This window comes from Peribacillus aracenensis, from assembly GCF_025175645.1.
GTDB lineage: Bacteria > Bacillota > Bacilli > Bacillales > DSM-1321 > Peribacillus > Peribacillus aracenensis.
In genome coordinates this window covers 1-17,909 of sequence record NZ_JANZMJ010000002.1, presented here as the reverse complement: position 1 = coordinate 17,909, position 17,909 = coordinate 1, and the positions used below count along the sequence as shown (strand labels likewise).

The 17,909-nt window shown below is 39.5% G+C and carries 14 protein-coding genes, 1 tRNA gene and 1 riboswitch; of the genes, 5 read left to right on the top strand and 10 right to left on the bottom strand.

The features are described 5' to 3' along the window. Positions 1–17: 17 nt before the first annotated feature. Entirely contained in the window at positions 18–875 is an 858-nt protein-coding gene (locus tag N0M92_RS02745) for an amidase domain-containing protein (protein ID WP_260284358.1), read from the bottom strand. A 256-nt stretch (positions 876–1,131) separates the two neighbouring features. Between N0M92_RS02745 and N0M92_RS02740 the strand changes: the two genes are divergently transcribed. Then, entirely contained in the window at positions 1,132–1,824 is a 693-nt protein-coding gene (locus N0M92_RS02740) for a DUF421 domain-containing protein (protein WP_260284357.1), read from the top strand. A gap of 473 nt (positions 1,825–2,297) precedes the next feature. Here the strand turns inward: N0M92_RS02740 and queG are convergent, their stop codons facing one another. Then, the gene (gene queG, locus N0M92_RS02735; protein ID WP_260284356.1) at positions 2,298–3,437 is read right to left on the bottom strand and encodes a tRNA epoxyqueuosine(34) reductase QueG; all 1,140 of its coding nucleotides are present in this window, start codon (positions 3,435–3,437) and stop codon (positions 2,298–2,300) included. A gap of 104 nt (positions 3,438–3,541) precedes the next feature. Between queG and N0M92_RS02730 the strand changes: the two genes are divergently transcribed. Beyond that, positions 3,542–4,210: a B3/B4 domain-containing protein gene (locus tag N0M92_RS02730; protein WP_260284355.1), complete on the top strand. Its 669-nt coding sequence runs from the start codon at positions 3,542–3,544 to the stop codon at positions 4,208–4,210. A gap of 420 nt (positions 4,211–4,630) precedes the next feature. On the opposite strand, the gene N0M92_RS02725 is transcribed toward N0M92_RS02730, so the two are convergent. From N0M92_RS02725 to mgtE, 5 genes are all read right to left on the bottom strand, one after another. Then, positions 4,631–4,704 (bottom strand) — tRNA-Gly (locus tag N0M92_RS02725). Between the two features lie 185 nt (positions 4,705–4,889). Continuing rightward, positions 4,890–5,303: a YbjN domain-containing protein gene (locus N0M92_RS02720; protein ID WP_260284354.1), complete on the bottom strand. Its 414-nt coding sequence runs from the start codon at positions 5,301–5,303 to the stop codon at positions 4,890–4,892. 147 nt (positions 5,304–5,450) lie between these two features. Then, positions 5,451–7,403, bottom strand: a complete 1,953-nt coding sequence (locus tag N0M92_RS02715; RefSeq protein WP_260284353.1) for an FUSC family protein — start codon at positions 7,401–7,403, stop codon at positions 5,451–5,453. Positions 7,404–8,023: 620 nt separating this feature from the next. Further along, entirely contained in the window at positions 8,024–9,052 is a 1,029-nt protein-coding gene (locus tag N0M92_RS02710) for an NADP-dependent oxidoreductase (protein ID WP_260284352.1), read from the bottom strand. Positions 9,053–9,540: 488 nt separating this feature from the next. Next, the gene (gene mgtE, locus N0M92_RS02705) at positions 9,541–10,899 is read right to left on the bottom strand and encodes a magnesium transporter (RefSeq protein WP_260284351.1); all 1,359 of its coding nucleotides are present in this window, start codon (positions 10,897–10,899) and stop codon (positions 9,541–9,543) included. Between the two features lie 284 nt (positions 10,900–11,183). Next, positions 11,184–11,349: riboswitch (M-box (ykoK) riboswitch) on the bottom strand. Positions 11,350–11,692: 343 nt separating this feature from the next. Between mgtE and N0M92_RS02700 the strand changes: the two genes are divergently transcribed. Then, on the top strand, positions 11,693–13,036 hold the full coding sequence (locus N0M92_RS02700) for an alpha/beta hydrolase family protein (protein WP_260284350.1): 1,344 nt from the start codon (positions 11,693–11,695) through the stop codon (positions 13,034–13,036). A 1,122-nt stretch (positions 13,037–14,158) separates the two neighbouring features. Beyond that, the gene (locus N0M92_RS02695; RefSeq protein ID WP_260284349.1) at positions 14,159–14,287 is read left to right on the top strand and encodes a hypothetical protein; all 129 of its coding nucleotides are present in this window, start codon (positions 14,159–14,161) and stop codon (positions 14,285–14,287) included. A gap of 236 nt (positions 14,288–14,523) precedes the next feature. Here the strand turns inward: N0M92_RS02695 and N0M92_RS02690 are convergent, their stop codons facing one another. The 3 genes from N0M92_RS02690 to N0M92_RS02680 are packed head-to-tail and all read right to left on the bottom strand — an operon-like array spanning position 14,524 to position 17,429. Then, positions 14,524–16,047, bottom strand: coding sequence for a sodium:solute symporter family protein (locus N0M92_RS02690; protein ID WP_260284348.1), 1,524 nt, complete (start codon positions 16,045–16,047; stop codon positions 14,524–14,526). Beyond that, positions 16,044–16,244 carry a DUF3311 domain-containing protein gene (locus N0M92_RS02685; RefSeq protein ID WP_192207968.1) on the bottom strand — a complete coding sequence of 67 codons (201 nt, stop codon included), beginning with the start codon at positions 16,242–16,244 and terminating at the stop codon, positions 16,044–16,046. Before N0M92_RS02685 ends, N0M92_RS02690 begins: the two co-directional genes overlap by 4 nt. Positions 16,245–16,256: 12 nt before the next feature. Beyond that, complete coding sequence (locus N0M92_RS02680; RefSeq protein ID WP_260284583.1) at positions 16,257–17,429, bottom strand: M20 family metallopeptidase; 1,173 nt, start codon at positions 17,427–17,429, stop codon at positions 16,257–16,259. A gap of 281 nt (positions 17,430–17,710) precedes the next feature. Between N0M92_RS02680 and N0M92_RS02675 the strand changes: the two genes are divergently transcribed. Beyond that, positions 17,711–17,909 (top strand): transposase (locus N0M92_RS02675; protein ID WP_260284347.1); only part of this gene is annotated, 199 nt, incomplete at its 3' end.

The following is a 17,909-nucleotide window of genomic DNA, read 5'->3' as shown; positions in this document are numbered from 1 at the left end:
AAAAGACTAAAAACCAATCACCTTCCATCCAAAATCACAAAGAATTTATAAACGATGTTCGGTGTATACCTGGTCGAATCCTCATACGTCCAATATCGGTGACGGCTGTTCATCGTATGTGCATTCACAAGCGGCATCCCGTCCTGATCCTTCGCCGTAACAATCAAGTTATGATCAAACCGTCCGTCGCCTTCGAAATCTATGCAGAGGATATCACCCAAATTCAATTCCTGGGCCGACTCCACCCGCTTTGTCCTGATGACATTCCCGGCTTTAAGCAGATGATATAAGGAATGGGCCGTCGTCCATGTGTAACTCCAGCTTTTCCCCCTTATCCACCAGCCCTTATTTTTGTTTGGCGCCCCCCACATCGGTATTCCTCCCGCATGTAAACATTGTGAAATGAAATTCGTACAATCATCAGTGAATTTATGATAAGCCGGATTGAATTCATTCCACCAACGCTCGGCATATTGGACGGCCTTCATCCGATCATATTTATATGCGAGACGATCTGCGCCTGGATCACATTTTGGCGGTGCCTCTTCAGTTTCAAATGTGGGAAAAAGCTCACGTTCATCCACTATATACCCATTTCGAAACCGGGCCTCCCTTTCTTCCATTTCTTCTTCTATATAAAATGAATCCTCCTGTTTCAATAAATATTGCAGATGCACATGATATGTCAGGACTGTATCATTGTCTTCCTTTTTCCTCGAATGCACCTTCCCTGCCGCATTCACCCGAACAATTTCAGCAGCACGGTTCCTCATCATTTCCCTCTTCAAATGTAACTTCCTTTCACTCCGCTCCAAATCATCGGAAGTATAAAACTCCACTCTTTCTTGTAAAAGGCGTTGCAATTGTTCCCTCAAGTTCATGCCCTCCTTCTTACCATCTATGCTAATGTGTATGTGCGAAGGGGATTAAAATGCACCTGACGATTTCCCCCTGGGCAATCCAAACAACCCTTACATTCATAAATTTTAAAGTCACGTGTGAAGCCTTTCCATATGGGTCGATTACAGTATGGCTTTTTTATGCTGAATTATAATCAAAGTAATATTGGGAAATCATAAGAATGAATACACAATTTTCTAACCTGATTAGACCAGATTGGAGACGGGAATTTTGAGCATTATTGAAGTGTTAAGTAGGGTGGTCGCTGCTTTTGTGGTTTTACTATTGATTACTCGAATTATGGGAAAAAAACAAGTAAGTCAGTTGACTTACTTCAACTATATTACAGGTATCACTATCGGCGCGGTGGCTGCTTCCATCACAATTGATACAAGTATTGATATGGTTGACGCCTTCGTTAGTTTAATCGGTTGGTCCGTACTCACTATTCTTGTAAGCTTTATTAATTTAAAATCTCCAAAAGCTCGTATAATACTTGACGGCGAACCTACAATTGTAATCAAAGATGGAAAGATCCTAGAGAAAGCTTTGAAAGGGGAAAAATTAAACATGGATGACCTTAGCATGCTATTGCGAGAACAAAGCATATTCTCCATGCAAGAGGTAAACTATGCCGTTTTAGAACCAAATGGTCAATTGTCTGTCTTAAAAAAAGTGGATAGCCAGAGTGTTTCCAAAAAGGATATTACTTATGTGAAACCATTATACATACCTACAGAAATTATTGTGGATGGAAAAATCGTTCCTCATAATTTAAGTAAACTGAGTTTAAACCAAAGCTGGTTGGAAACGCAATTACAGCAGTTTGGTGTATGCCTACAAGATGTATTTTATGCTGAAATACAAAGTGATGGCACTTTGTATATAGATAAAAGACAAGATGACCAGTTTCCTCCACGTTAAGAGGGATAGGGGGAACTCAAGTCATTTAAATTTGGACAGTCATGCTTCGAGAGCTAACGATTTGCTGATTATTAACAGCCCAATAATCTCTCTTTTTAGGTACCCACACATATATATATTTATATATATAAATATTCCCACCACAGGAATAGCATAACAACTAGTTATTCAGAATGGCAAGTGTCCGAAATAAGCGGTGCTGCAGCTCACCTTAAGTATGAATTGGTAGATGCCGTAACAAATATACCCGTATAACAGCAATCTTATTATGGGGATGTAAGTTCTGCTGATAACCGATACTGGTTTTATCTTCTGTTCAATAATGTATTTACTACAAAAGACTACTACTAAGTGGTTATAAATTGACAGCTATCCGGTTAACCTCAGTGGTAATGTCCATAACTAGAAAAAAGAGAAAGAAGCTGTCCCAAAAGTCATTTACGACTTATGGGACAGCTTCTTTCTCTTAAATATCATTTTGTTTCCAAGGTAAACTGCAGTCCTTTCTCAATTTCCGCCAGTACCTCTTCATCCGTTTCCTTCATTCTTGCTTCCTCCAGAATGGAAACGGCCTGCTCCCGGCCAATTTTCCCAATTGCCCATGCCGCCGTTCCTCGGATTACAGGCCTTGGATCTTCCTTCATGACCTGTATCAATTGGGGCAATGCCGTTTCATCTTTGAAGTGGGCCAATGCTAAAATGGCATTTCGTTGGATTGGCTTTTTACCACGCCAAGAGCCAGATACATGGCTGTATTTCTCTTTAAAGTCCCGATTTGAAATCGTAAGCAGTGGTTTCAACAGCGGTTTCGCCAGCTCGAGGTCGGGTTCCATCTCTTCATGGAAATGAAAATCCATTCCTTTGTTTTTCGGACAAACTGTCTGGCATGTATCACACCCATACAAACGATTGCCTATTTTCGTCCTGAACTCATCTGGAAGGAAACCTTTTGTCTGCGTTAAGAATGCAATGCAACGCTTGGAATTGAGCTGCCCGCCCTGAACGAGCGCACCAGTCGGGCAAACATCGACACATTTATTACATGTCCCGCATTGATCTTCCATCGGTTGATCAGGTTCAAATGGCAGGTTGGTAATCATGTCCCCCAAATATACATAAGACCCGAATTCCGGAGTGATGATCATACTGTTTTTTCCACTCCAGCCAATTCCCGCACGCTCAGCCACTGCCCTATCTGATAATTCACCCGTATCAACCATGGATTTCGTCAATGCCCCTGGCACTTTATCTTTAATGAAATTCTCAAGTAACTGCAATCTATTTCGAAGAACGGTATGATAATCCGTTCCCCAAGAAGCCCTGCAAAAGATCCCGCGTCGCTCACTTTTTGTACTTTGCGGAGCATCCTTCAATTTCGAAGGATATGCAAGCGCAATCGAAATGATGGATTGCGGTTTATCGAATATCAATTCAGGCCTTACCCTCTTTTCTATATCGGTTTCTTCAAACCCTGACTGATAATCCAGCTCCTGTTGACGTATCAGCCTGCCTTTCAATTCGGTAAAAGCCGTGGCCGATGTAAAGCCGATTTTATCAATGCCGATTTCCTTACTATATAAAATCACTTCTTGCTTGAATAAGTTCATATCCATATTAATCACCTACTTCATTCAGTATTCCCATTGAAGCTTGAATCCATTTCAAACCATTGCTATCTATGATAAACTAATTGCAATCATTTTTGGAGGTGAAACGGTTGGAAATTACCATATCAGCTAATCTAAGCAGTAAAATCCCTGAATTCAAAGTTGGGATCATTACATATGAAAACATCGAAGTAGGTCCCTCCCCGCAAATGGTGAAAGGAAGACTTCAACTATTTCAGGAAGCACTTTTCTTCGACCTTGAAGAAAAGGAATTGACCGACTTTTCCGGCATTAAAGCGTGGAGGGAGATTTTCAAGGCTACAGGAACAAACCCGTCACGGTATCGCCCCTCCGTGGAAGCCCTTTACCGCCGCGTAAAAAAGCAGAATTACTTGGCACCCATCCATTCAGCCATCGATTTGAATAACTTCTTCTCGCTGTTATATGAAGTTCCGATCGGCATTTATGATGCCGACAAATTATCAGGAGACATCTCGATAAAGATTGGCGAAGGGTCAGATGGTTATGAGGGATTGAACGGCCGCTTGAATTCCATGGAAAATATGATTACATCAGCCGACCATGATGGCGCATTCGGAAGTCCTTACGTTGATTCAGAACGCACGAAAGTCACCGAAGGAACGAAAAAGGCCATCCAAATCATATATTTACAACCCAATACTCCAATCACTGAAGCAAATCAGCTAACGAAATCCTTGATGGACATGTTCCTTGAAATCCACGGGGGTGTAGGGACTTACTCTATTGCAGAAGGATAATTAAAATTGAAAGGAAATAAGCCCTTTCCACAATCGGAAGGGGTCTTTTCATGATTTTTCCTAACTTATATGGATAAATAAAACCCGTGCGCGAATATCCTTTTATTCAACCGTTCGGTCATACCTAATTATAACTTTTTCAGTGTGGACAATAAAAGCACACACCTATTCAAACTGATTCTACTAACGTAGTACAAGTTTGTTCTGCATCGAAATTCCCACTCTCCCAGATGAAGGATCACAATAAATAGAAAGCTACGATTTTCGTTACGGTATGACATCCGGTATTACCGCTTCCATAGAATGTAGTTAATTGGGACAATAAAAAAATCCCACTGTAAACAGTAGAATTCTTGTAATAATATTTAAACGCAAAGCTTCGTTCTCCAGGTAACGAAACCCTACGTTATGAGTATGTATTGGAGCGGGTGAAGGGAATCGAACCCTCATCATCAGCTTGGAAGGCTGAGGTTTTACCACTAAACTACACCCGCATATCCTTGTAGAACTTTGTCGAATCACTAACAAAATTAATTATATAGTTTAATGTGAAAAAATGCAATAGTTCTTTTAAAAAAAATTAATAATTTATGGATTGTAACGTTAATATATTCATTCACTCTAGTAAAGATGTTAAAAGTCCCCTGATTCAGAGAACTTTTTCATCCTATATGATGATTTAAGACCAAATGACTTCCATTAACCGCGGATAGACCTGCTGTGCCGTTTCAAGCAGCATGATTAACTTCCTGAACGCCAGATCCGGTACGATGTCCCCCTCAATGGAGTATGAATACCGAATGGAAATGGTCCCATTTTCTTCGTAAAGCTTGGAATACCTAAAATTAGCATTATATTCATTCAACAGTGTATGTACATCCTGTTTCTTTTCAGGATTCTTCAACTCGGCAACATTAAAGCAAAATAAGTCCGCCACATTTTCATCTTGATTGAAAGCAAATACTAAAAGGACCTTCCACCCGTCCTTTAACTTTTGCTCGGCTCTAAAAAAGGTGGTGCCATCTTCTTTCAACTCATTCATATAGATTTTCTCACTAGTTAAAAAATCACGAAATTTAGCAACGTTTGACATGGTTCATCACCTTTCTGTTTGTACATACATTTTATAATGAAAACCGGCATTTTTACAGACTTTTCTATAATCCTGCCAATTTCATCTTACTAACAGTGGACGAATGAGATTCTAATAAGAACTCCCTTATTAGAATCACTAGATTGATTAACTCGTTGCTTCACCGCTAAACCGAAGTGCTTTTTGAAGATCCAAAATTTCGTGGCGGATTTTTGAGTACCCTTCAATTTCCGGAACCTCTTTATTAGTAAGTGACCGTCCCTTATCTGCAGCGATTGCCATTGTTTCAAAAACATACAGTAATTGAGCAAGTTCACGCTCTGAAAGTACCGACCGATCAGAGAATTTCAAGCTTGCATTTAAATAATATCCCAGCTGTTCTATCGAAAATATTACGGGCCAAAGAGATTCCAGTCTAGCCTTGTTTTTGAATATCTCACCAAGAGCCGCATTGTAGACCGTTAATAGATTAACCATATTGGTTTGCATTTTGTTCCTTTCACTGCTTTCATCGATTGCAAGTCCATTATCATGTCCAGAGAACGCCACCAACAGAAATTGCCCCTGGCTTCGAATGGTTTTGGCCATCAAATGATTGAGAAGGCTTGAGGCCGATTGACTGCCGATTAGCAGCGATCCAAGAAGACCTATCATGCTCCCGACGACGATATCGGTTATTCTTACGGTCGCAAAAAAACTAAAATTATAGCTTTGAGTTGAATATTCCGCCATGATTAAAGCTGAAGGGGTAAAAAACATCGCCGCCAATCCATAATTCCGTACGATGAAAAGCTCTGTAATGATTGTCAAACACAAAATGATCAGAACGATAATGAACTCGTTATGAACGGATGCAAGAATTAAGCTTGCCAATAGGAGTCCAATGATTGTCCCGAAGGTCCTTTGTACCGCACGATGAAATGTGGCAACGATGGTCGCACCTGACATAACAGCTGCACAGGATAAGGGAATCCAGTACGAACGGTTAAAATCAGCGGAATAGGCGATGATGGCGGCAATGGTAAGGACTGTTCCATATCGAACGGAAGAGAGAAAGACAAACGAGTTCTTATCGAACGCCCCAAGAAAAATCGTTTTTAAAGAAGGCTTTGAGATTGAAGCTTCTTGGTGGATTTTACTAACCGGTTCATTCATGATGGCATCCGCATTGTAAATTTCTACGAATAGCTTTGCAACCTCTAGTTCCATTTGGTCCGGCTGAAGAATCTTTGATTCATTTTTAGTTTTAGATGCAATGGAGTCAGCCAAGGCACGTACCGATTGTCCTAATTCTGGCGGTAGCACAACCTTTTTGTGCAAGGATAGTTCCAATGCTTCCAGGAAAATGACATTCGCCTGGTCATTCAATAGAAACAACCGCTTTAACATGTCTGGGCTTCGCCTGTTTGAAAACCCGGCTAACAATGTATCTTCCGCTTGTTTCATCGCCAATACCGTTCTTTGTCTTGCTGCATTGAATCTCCGGGTGCCTAGCGAATCAAAGAATGCACCCAATTCTCTGTACACCTTTTCCACCGCAAGCTTTTCTGGTCCATGAGGATTGAAAAACCAACCTAACATACAGATTATCCAAGCCAGTGCCCCCCCCAATAAAACAAGACCTCCACGCAACGGTGCAAGCGTCTGATCAATGGGCATACCTGTCGCTAGCGCAAAACTCAAGACAAAGAAAACCGCCGAAGGACCGGTAATCTTTAATGCACCAAAAATAAAAAAAACACTTGCCCCGATGATCCCCATCATTATGGCTGTTCCCAATTGGTATGGAGCCAAAAGTGTCCCTAATACAACAGATAAAGCAAGACCCACCATCACAAAGAAAATCTTTTTAGCTCTTTGGTGATACGGTTGGTTAAATACGTATAAATAAGTGAACCCGCCTATTCCTGCCAGTAAACCGTACGCTAAATTGCCGAATAATAAGCCAATGAAAACAGGTAAGGCAGCCGCTATCCCTGCACTTAAAGCTTTTATCCAAGGAAATGGATTCTTTTTTAATTCAAAAGCCTGTTTAAATGTCGTATGTATTACATCCAACTTCAGAGATTTTGAAGATGTCCCTTGCTTCTCTTTACTCATTTCAATTTTTCCTTTCATCAAATGATTACCTAGGTAACTATTCTTTTTACTTTATCATATCATTATGTCGAGAGCCATGTTTATAGAGACCCTTTTTTAATATCCTTCATATGGAACAAAAGATACGGTAAAGGGTAAGTAATTCTTGAGAGCCTTTGTTTTTCACATAATTTTCGTATGATTTCCACATGTATCGAAGTCCTTGACTTTCAAGAAGGAACATCACCGTCTTCCCTTCAACAGATAGACAAACACGGCCTTTCATGTGTTAGTGACCAGTATCGATATTATTGATAATATATATAACTATCTTATCTCGGGTGTTATTCATAGCGACAAAGTCCGAAAACGACATTGATCCCAACATATGAAAATCCTGAGAATTCTTTTTTACTCCTAAGCTTGATTATCTTTCATGAAGGACATGCTTTGTAAATGATTAGGAATGGACACCCCTATATCCAAATAAAAAAAGGTCGAAGCACATCAATTTAGCTAAAAAGATGTACTTCGACCTCTATTATTGGTTTGACGGGATTTTTTTGAAATAACAGCTCTTTTAATACGCCCTCATTTTCAAAGGTCAAACAAGATTCCGCCTCCACTTTGTTCCCATAATCTTATAGTTGAGCGAATTCAGGTTCCGCAACTTTTACAAGCTGTTTACCGAGGTTCGTTCCTTTAAATAAACCTAAAAAGGCATCAGGTGTGTTTTCGAACCCTTCAATAATCGTTTCTTCATACTTCAACTTTCCTTCTTGAAGCCACTTACCTAAATCCGTAGCTCCCTCTTGGAATCTAGCGGCATAATTCCCAACTGTAAAACCTTTCATAAGGGCACTCGTTTTGATCATCGCCGATTGCAGACGCGGTCCTAGATCTTTCCCTTCTGCATTATAGGAAGAAATCGCTCCGCATAATGGAATTCGGGCATTCGCATTCAAAAGTGTGAAAACAGCATCGGACACCTCGCCGCCCACATTATCGAAATAAACATCGACTCCATCGGGAACAGCATTAACCAAATCTGTCTTAAAACTATCTCTTTTATAATTTACGGCTCCATCAAATCCGAGCTCTTTCGTTAAGTACTCAAGTTTTTCATCTGAACCGGCGATGCCAACAACCTTCGCACCTTTAATCTTAGCAATTTGTCCGACTGCTGAACCAACTGCTCCAGCCGCTCCTGAAACCACTACAGTTTCACCTTCTTGTGGTTTACCAATATCAAGCAAGCCAAAATAAGCAGTTAAACCGGTCATTCCAAGAATCCCTAAATGAGTTGTGACCGGAGCCACCTTGGGATCAATCACGCGGATTTCCTTTTCAGTGACTACTGTGTATTCTGCCCAGTCGATATTCCCGACAACGACATCCCCTTGTTTGAAGGAATTCGATTTGGACTCAACAACTTCAGCAACCACTCCACCGGTGATAACCTTATTCAATTCAAATGGAGCAATATATGATTTTGTATCTTGCATTCTGCCACGCATGTATGGATCGACAGATAAATATAGTGTACGTACTAAAATTTCATTATCCTTTGGTGTGGGAACGTCACTCTCAACAAAGTTAAAATCCCCTTTCGAAGGCATACCTTTTGGACGATTTGCCAGGGTGATCATTTGCTGTTTGGTTTGTGTCATCATTGTTCCTCCTTGGTTTTAAATACGTAATTTCGAAAAGAAGCGTATCACTGATGAAGTTCATAGGTCAAAGAATATGATTGGCTATTGCTTCCATAACACTCTTTATGTAGCCTTTCCTGAAAATCCTAAACTTGCTACGACCTATTATATCCCATATTTTCCTTTCATATAAAGGTCATCAGCAAATGGCTTTGTTACCTTCAATGTTCGTTTAAGAATAAACCATGTACGTAGACTTCTACGGTTCGCTTCCCAGGAAAATTTAACGGCCCTTCCCCTTTTGGATACCGGAAAAGGCCGCAGCTTGAAATACACTTTTTTTAGTCTGCTTGGCAAATGTTCAAGCTCAGAAGCTACTTTTTTTCTTCTTATCTATAATCCCGATTTAAAACGTCGGCATGGACATTTTGTTCTGAAATCTTTGAGACCAAGTTCACACTTTAAAAAACTTTGCAAGCATATGTGAACTTGGTTTACTGGAAAATCTACATCAATTTTGAAATAAACATCGTTGCAATTCCAAAGTAAATGAGTAACGAAAGTATATCATTCAGTGTTGTAATTAGCGGACCAGAAGCAACGGCAGGATCTATGTTGAATTTATATAATATCAAAGGAATAATGGTCCCAGCTAATGTCCCGATAATTAGGGTCATCACTAACGAACTTCCAACCACTAATCCCAGAACGGGATTTCCCTGCCAAACATAAGCAATGATGAAAATCAATATTCCACAGGTAATTCCTATTATCAATCCAACTTTCATTTCCCGTATAATAAGTCTGGTTACGACACCTTTATCCGTATCACTAGTGATTAGGCCTCTTACAACAACAGCTAAAGATTGAGTACCTGTATTTCCAGTCATCCCTGCGATCATCGGCATGAAGAAAGCAAGTGCAACAACTTTGGACAATGTTTCTTCAAAACCGCTTATTATAGTTCCGGACACTAATCCGATAAATAAAAGTAAAATAAGCCAGGGTAGCCGACGATATGCGGCCACGTGCGCCTTCGTATCAAAGTCTATAGCTTTACCCGAAGCCGATAATTTTTCAATATCTTCATTCGCTTCCTTAATGACAACATCAATGATATCATCGACGGTCACAATTCCTAATAACTCATTATTTTTTTCAACTACAGGAATTGCTAAAAAATCATATCGCTCAATAACACGCGCTACCTCTTCCTGGTCTTCATAAGCAGATACGGAGATAACCCGGCTATACATAATACCTTGAATTTTTTCAGATTCATCATTTATTATTAAATCCCGATATGACACAACACCTACTAATTTTTTATCATTATCTATTACATAAAGATAATTGATCGTTTCCGAAAACTCTGCAAAGACTTTCAGCTTTTCAACTGATTCTCGAACCGTATAATGTTGGGGTATCCATACGAAACGGTTTGTCATTATTCGCCCTGCCGTTTCAGGTGGATAATTCATGATATTTTGAACGATTTTTGATTCTTCTTGTTTCATACCTGAAAGAAGTTCTTCAATTTTTTCAGGGGATAGGTCCTCTAACAATGAAGCTAAATCATCATTATCCATTAGATCCATTACATGGCCGGATTTCTCTATTCCTAATTTACTAAGGATTTTCAATTGATGAACCTTTTCAACTTCTTGAATCAGTTCAGCGATTTGTTCTGAATCAATTAATAACAAGAAACGTGTATGATGTTTTTCTGGAAGCCCCTCAAAAATTCGCGCAATGTCATATGGTTGGAGTTCTTCTAATATTGCTTGAAATTCTTTCTTTTTTCCTTCTTTTAATACTTTTATGATTTGTAAAGTCATTTGATCTTCCGTCAGGATTTTTATCATTTCGTCACTCACTCCTTTTTAGGGGAGCCCAAAAATATTTCCCTTAAATATCAAGAGTAAAAAAAATATTATTATTCCCCTTCTTAAACTCTTTGTGTTCATTCAATTTTCATTAAGCTTCGAATATATCGTCGTGAATAGTTCCCCACTATCCTCACCTCCAGAAAAAAATAAAAGCACCTCCATTACAAATGAAGGTGCTTAATACGGTTTATATGCGTACATTGCCTGGATGACAAATACAACCAGTCGTATATGACTGAATGACAAATACAAGCATAAATCCAGTTCCTCCATTCGTAGAGCTTTAGCACTGTGTGGCATAGGACAAAGCCAGCTACATTAAAAACCACCTTATGTCGATGGTTTCTGTTGACCCATTGGCGTCTTTCGACATTTTTGGGCAGTAGCGTATCTCCTACACAGGAGCCTCACCTAACGAGGATATTTAATTTACAAATCCACTCTAAAAGAGTTTCTTTTAGATGTCAATGTTTGATTCAAATCATTCTAATTTTGCCCTAATCTTACCTTTAAAAGAGTGCCATGAGAAAACCGACTTAAGCGCTCCCGATTAAGACAATCGGATTGAATGTCTCTTCGATATTTTTTTTAAACGTCCCATACTGCCACCATATTTAAAAGCGTAAACTGGTAAAATAAACATCATTCCAAGGGAAAATATTGGAATTATATATTAAAACTTACTTATAATGAAGACGGATATGAATGGCTGAAACAAAGAAACACTTTACATGTTTATCTCTAATTATTAAAGAAAGGGATTGCTCAAATGAAAAGACCTTTGGCGATTATATGTTTTATCGTAAGTGCTTTTGTATTAATGGTAGGTTGCAGAACCAAGGACACGGTAGAGGTGGAAGAGAAATCGAAGGAAGTGAGCTCATTGAAAGCTATTGAAGGCAGATGGGAGGGAGATATTAAGATTCCAAATCAACCGCTTCCAATCATTGTTCATTTTACGAAGAAAGATGGAACGATAAGCATTCCTGTACAAGGATTGAACGAATTCCCTTTAACAAGCGTAAAGTTAAGCAATTCAGACTTGTTTTTTAATATGGATATCCAAAATCAGAAAATAACGTTTGATGGGAAAGTAGATAAAGAAAGGATTTCAGGAACATTTATTCAAAATGGGCAATCGTTCCCCTTTGAATTGCTTAAGAAATCCGATCAGGCAGTTGAAGAGAAAGAAACAGGTGAAATCGTGCAGGCCGACTTAAAGAACGGAACCATAAAAGGTCTTTTGGAAACACCCAAAAATGAAGGGCCGTTCCCTGTGATGATTATAATTGCCGGTTCTGGTCCGACCGATAAAGATGGTAACTCCCTTGCAAATCCCGGAAAAAATAATAGTTTAAAAATGTTAGCCGAGAGTCTTGCAGAAAAAGGTATCGCAAGCATTAGGTATGATAAGCGCGGAATTGGTGAAAATATGCAATTGGCAGGAAAAGAAAAGGATCTGAGATTTGAACAATATATTGATGATGCAGCTGCTTGGGCTCAATTTGCCAAAAAGGATCGCCGTTTTTCCAAAGTTGGCATCATCGGCCATAGTGAAGGCTCTTTAATTGGGATGGCAGCCGCAAGGAAAACGGAAACAGACATATTCATTTCATTGGCGGGTGCAGGGGAACCCATTGACCAAGTACTCATTAAACAGCTTGAAGAGCAACTGACACCGACGTTATTAACGGAATCCAAAGATATACTGGCAAAGCTAAAGCAAGGAAAACAAGTCGGGACTGTCAGTGCTGATCTACAAAGTGTATTCCGACCTTCTGTTCAACCTTACATGATATCATGGATTCAATATAACCCGAAAGAATTAGTAAAGGAACTGAACATCCCTGTTCTAATCGTGAACGGTAATAGAGATATTCAAGTGCCGGCAACCAACGCAAAAGCATTACATAATGAAAAAAAAGATTCTGAATTACTTATACTTGAAAAGATGAATCATGTATTGAAAGAAGCCCCTGAAGATCAAAAGGGAAATTTAGCAACCTATACAAATCCTGAACTACCTTTATCCCCTGGATTGGTGAATGGAATCATTGAATTTTTAAATAAAAATGACATTACAAGTAATGACGGTCATAAAAATAACCATTGAGAATTGCTTCTCCCCCGGGTTCAGGTGATCGGGTTGTTGTTGGCATTCATAATGATAACCATAGGCGTTGATATAGAAGAAGTCAAAAAGTTTAACATCTAGAGTACATTTTGCAGGAAAGAATTTCACCCAAATCTATTGAAATTGAAATTTGTGGACGCTGAATGAAAGCTGGTTATAGTGTATAGGCTCAGGTTTTTGTTTAATCATGAATAGGAATAATCAATATAGTTTAGAAAGACCAACAGGGGAATTTTTAAACCTAAAAACAAAAGGCAGAATCAATCTGCCTTTTGTTTTTTATATTTTCTCATAGATACTCTGTCCCACTTTTAAATTATATGCTAATAATCTTTTTTGAAGGCTCTTTTCGTAAAGATTGTTGTTTTTAAAAACTAAACGATTTAAGGTTGATTGGAGCCCAAGTGCGAGACTCCTGCGGGAGCAGCTGGACAGGTGAGACCCCACAGGCGTTCACGCCGAGGAGGCTCACCGCCCGCCCCGCGGAAAGCGAGCATCTGGAAGGGAAATCAACCACACCGCTTTACTTGGCAAATGGCAACAAAGTATGGGAAAACAGCCTTTTTGAAAGAGCATGAAAAATAAAATGGCACTAATTAAGAAAAAAACAGTAACCAGAAAAGCTCTCATGTCGAATTAATGGTACAAGTGCTAGTAACTGTGGAGCAAATATTCGGCAGGCCCTTCATAAGGTACATACCAAAATCAGTTTTTGTCATTCCAAAAATAGCCCGTAAAAATATACTCTAACGAGGTAATTGTCAGAAATATTGTCCACTTAAATTGCCCCTCCTTCATTACGTGATGATATTCACCTGTTTGGAATAGGTGAACGACTCTTTTTCAACAAAATCTTACTCTGGCCTTAGCTGCAGTGTGAAAGAAGTGCGTTTCCTCGCTGCATCTCAAGGTTCATGTTTTTTTCTTGTTGTACGTCAAAATATTTTTATCGCATCCCTATATCCTGAAAGGCAATTTTAGGTTTTTATTTTTGAAACAATGGTTTGAATATCACTTGAATTTGATGTTCTTACCAAGTGAAAACATAAGATCACCAAAAAGGGACAAACTGTATTTGAAAAAAGAAAGGAGATGTGAGACATGACAAAAAAATTCAATAAAGGCAGCGGTAATCAAAATTCACCGCAATTACACGGGCAAGCTCCTGTTAGTGGGGACAACAGTAAAGGAAATAAAAGAAATAAAGATCAAAGTTCCAAAACAGAGTAATTAACTGAAACAAACCGGCCATATTCAGACCGGTTTGTTCCTTTTGTAAACCATCTTCTTTGTTATTGGGCAGAAGGCGGTCAAGCATATGTGCACGGACAACTTTGAGTCCAGAAAGCCCAATTCATCATCGGCGTTATCCGAACTGTAAATAGCGTCCTGCAAAACTGCCCCTAGAAAAGAGCACATTCATTTTTCATTATCATATCGTTAGTGAAATTATTAATCATGTTAAGTTAGCTATTTGATTCTTTTGGTGTTGGAAACTTGTGCCCTCCCGTTGTCGTTTCCAAACTATCGGTACCTTGATGAGTATAATTAATGTTTTTTGTCATCAAGCTAACCACCACCAAGACTACGATATTGACAAATAGGGCAATAATTCCTACATTCAGGTCTTTAATTGCTTGAGGAAGATGAGGAAATAGTTGACTGATTTTCATGTTCCCCAGTTCCATAATGGAGACTAGCACCCCTCCTGTTATTATCCCGGCAAATGCTCCATGTTTGGTTACAAAATTCTTTCTCATCAAACTTGCGAAAAAGGCAGGAGCAAGTTGTGTAATGAAATTATAGGCGATTAGAGCGAGACTAAAGAGGGAATTTCCACCCTTAAAGGTCAAGTAAATCCCTAAGAGAGAAATTAGGGGAACCAAGTATTTTACCAGTTTTGCAATCTGTTTTTCCGTTGCTGATGGAGTGAATACGCTATATACATTTTTTGCAAGCATGGTTGATATGGACATCAAGAGCATGGAACTTGGCACTAAAGCGGCTAACACGCCAGTTCCACCGATTAAGCCCACAAACCATGGATCAAAATCCTGTTTAGATAGCTGCAGCAAGATTTGATCGGCTTCTCCGCCTTTTAATCCAGGCATCTGCAAGATCGCTGCAAATCCAACAAAAAAGGCAAACAATAATATCAATTGGTACATGGGCATTAGGATTGCGTTTTTCCGCAAAGCTTTTTCGCTAGAGGCAGCATATATAGGAGAAAACCCGTGCGGCCACATATAAAATCCAATAGAGCTTAATATAACAGTGGATATATACCACGAAACGCTCATTCCCTGATCTGGAAGTATGGTATAGTTCGGCTTTGCATTTTCAATTGCCTCATACATAGGTTGGAGCCCGCCATAATAATGAAGTGGGAAATAAACTCCTAAAAATATGACAATGCCAAGAATCAGAATATCCTTCAAAATAGCTGTCCTCGCAGAGCCGTGAATACCGGAAACCATTACAAAAATGGTAACGCCAATTGCTCCGACCCAAATGGCAGCTGTAGAAGAGATTGCCCCATAGGATGTTGCTGAGACGATATATCCTAATCCCTTCAATTGCAGCACTAAGTAGCAAGTACAGGCTACAACACCTATAACCGCAACAAGCACACCAAGATAAGGACTTTGATATTTTTTTACAAAAAAGTCAGATTGGGAAACTAATTGGTGTTTCTTTGCATACCTCCAGATAGCAGGAAATGTCCAATAGGAGATCACTGTAGCCAGGCAGCCATATGATACGATACTAAAGATGGAACCCCCTTCCCCATAAGCAGATCCACTTGCACCCAAAAAGGTAAAGGTTGTATACATTTCACCAGCGGACAAGAGGAAAATCAATAGGGCTCCCATTCCGCGTCCTCCAACCGACCATTGTTCCAAGTTCATTTCTTTCCCTTTTTTAGCCTGGATACCGATCCAAACAGAAATGACGAAAAAAAACAGGATAAAAAAAACGGCAATATTCATCTTGAATCTCCCTTCTGATTAGCCGGATCCAGTAGGTAAATAACCCCCATTATACCTGTGGTCAGCACAGACCAGAGTACAATCCAAAAATGAAAAAATGGCATTCCCAGAACATAGGGAGTCACTTTATTTGTAAACAAGGCGCCCACAATAAAGCCAAGAAACGGGATAATTCCGAGCCAATATATTTTTTTCATCCTCTCAACCCCCTAGTATGTTAGATTTAACATTTTCAAAGTCCCATGAACAAATAACTTCACCCCATTTTGTAAAGCCTGTTCATCGAAAGTGAATTTTGGATGATGGTGAGGATAAATAATCCCTTTTTCTTCATTACGGGCTCCTATTACTATATAAGATCCCGGAACCACTTTTTGAAAAGCAGAGAAGTCTTCACTTCCCATAATTGGCTTTAAAATCTCTCGACTTTCTTCACCAAATACTTCACAGATCGTTTCATCCATCAATCTGGTAACTTCTTCATCATTAATGGTAGGGGCATAACCAAACAGATAATCGAATTCATATGTGGCTCCATGCGCTTCCGTAATTCCTTTTACTATACGCTCGATAAAATTCGGGATTTCTTCCCGTAGTTCTGGATTGAAGCTTCGAACCGATCCACCAATGCTTACACTACTTGGAATGACATTAATCGCACTTCCCGCATGGAACTGGGTCACTGAAATCACAAGGGCTTCCTGGGCATCCCGATACCTCGAAACAATATGCTGGAGATTCGATACAACCTGTGTTCCAATCGCTATGGGATCGACGGTAAGTTCAGGCTGTGAGGCGTGCCCCCCTTTCCCCACCACGGTAATGTTAAAAGTATCAGCTCCAGCCATCACCGGACCGTAGCCCAAACCAATTTTCCCTAAAGGAAGAGTCGACAAGAGATGGGATCCAATGATCATATCCACTCCATCAAGCACACCGGCTTTCACCATTTCTTGAGCTCCACCGGGCGGCAGTTCCTCAGCATGCTGAAATAAAAAGCGCACCTCCCCTTTAACTTGATCCTTTAACTGTGTAAGAATTTTTGCTGTGCCAAGCAGCATCGCCGTATGCCCATCATGTCCGCAAGCATGCATAACCCCAGAATTCTGTGACACAAAGTCAAAAACATTCTCTTCTTCAATTGGAAGCGCATCCATATCTGCCCTCAGTGCAATAACCTTCCCAGGCTGCTGACCGATCAAACGGGCCATAATACTCGTTCTTGTCGGACGCGAAATTTCCAATTCACCAAAAGTTTGCAGCTTTTCATAAACAAATTGTGCCGTTTTTTCCTCCTGGAAAGAAAGCTCCGGATACTTATGTAAATATCTTCTCCAAGCAACCACTTCATCTTTAACAGCCTCGATTAAATCATGAATCATTATCGTTTGAGACACTCACTACAACCCCTTTTTCATTCAATTTACATAACAGCTCTTGTTTTAGGATAGTTTAAGGAAAAAATTCCTTAAATAGAGTATAATCTCCCCTGGTGTTTATTTCAATATTTTTCGAAAATTCCAAACCGTTGTCAAACTTCATCTAATCTCCATGCTTTACAAAAAAATTGAAACGCAGCATGAAGCGAAAATAAAAAAGCACCCCATTATGAACTGCACCCCAATTGTTAGACACATCTATCAATTGGAGGTGCAGTTTCTTTATGGCCAAATTTACAGCACAACAAAAAATACAAGCGGTACAGAGATATCTTGAAGGAACAGAGGGACATAATAGCTTAGCTAAATCTGTTGGTGTTAACTCTGGAGTATTACTCAATTGGATTCGACAGTACCAATATCATGGAGAACGTGCATTTGAAAAACGCTATACAACTTATACGGTAGAAGATAAACTGAAGG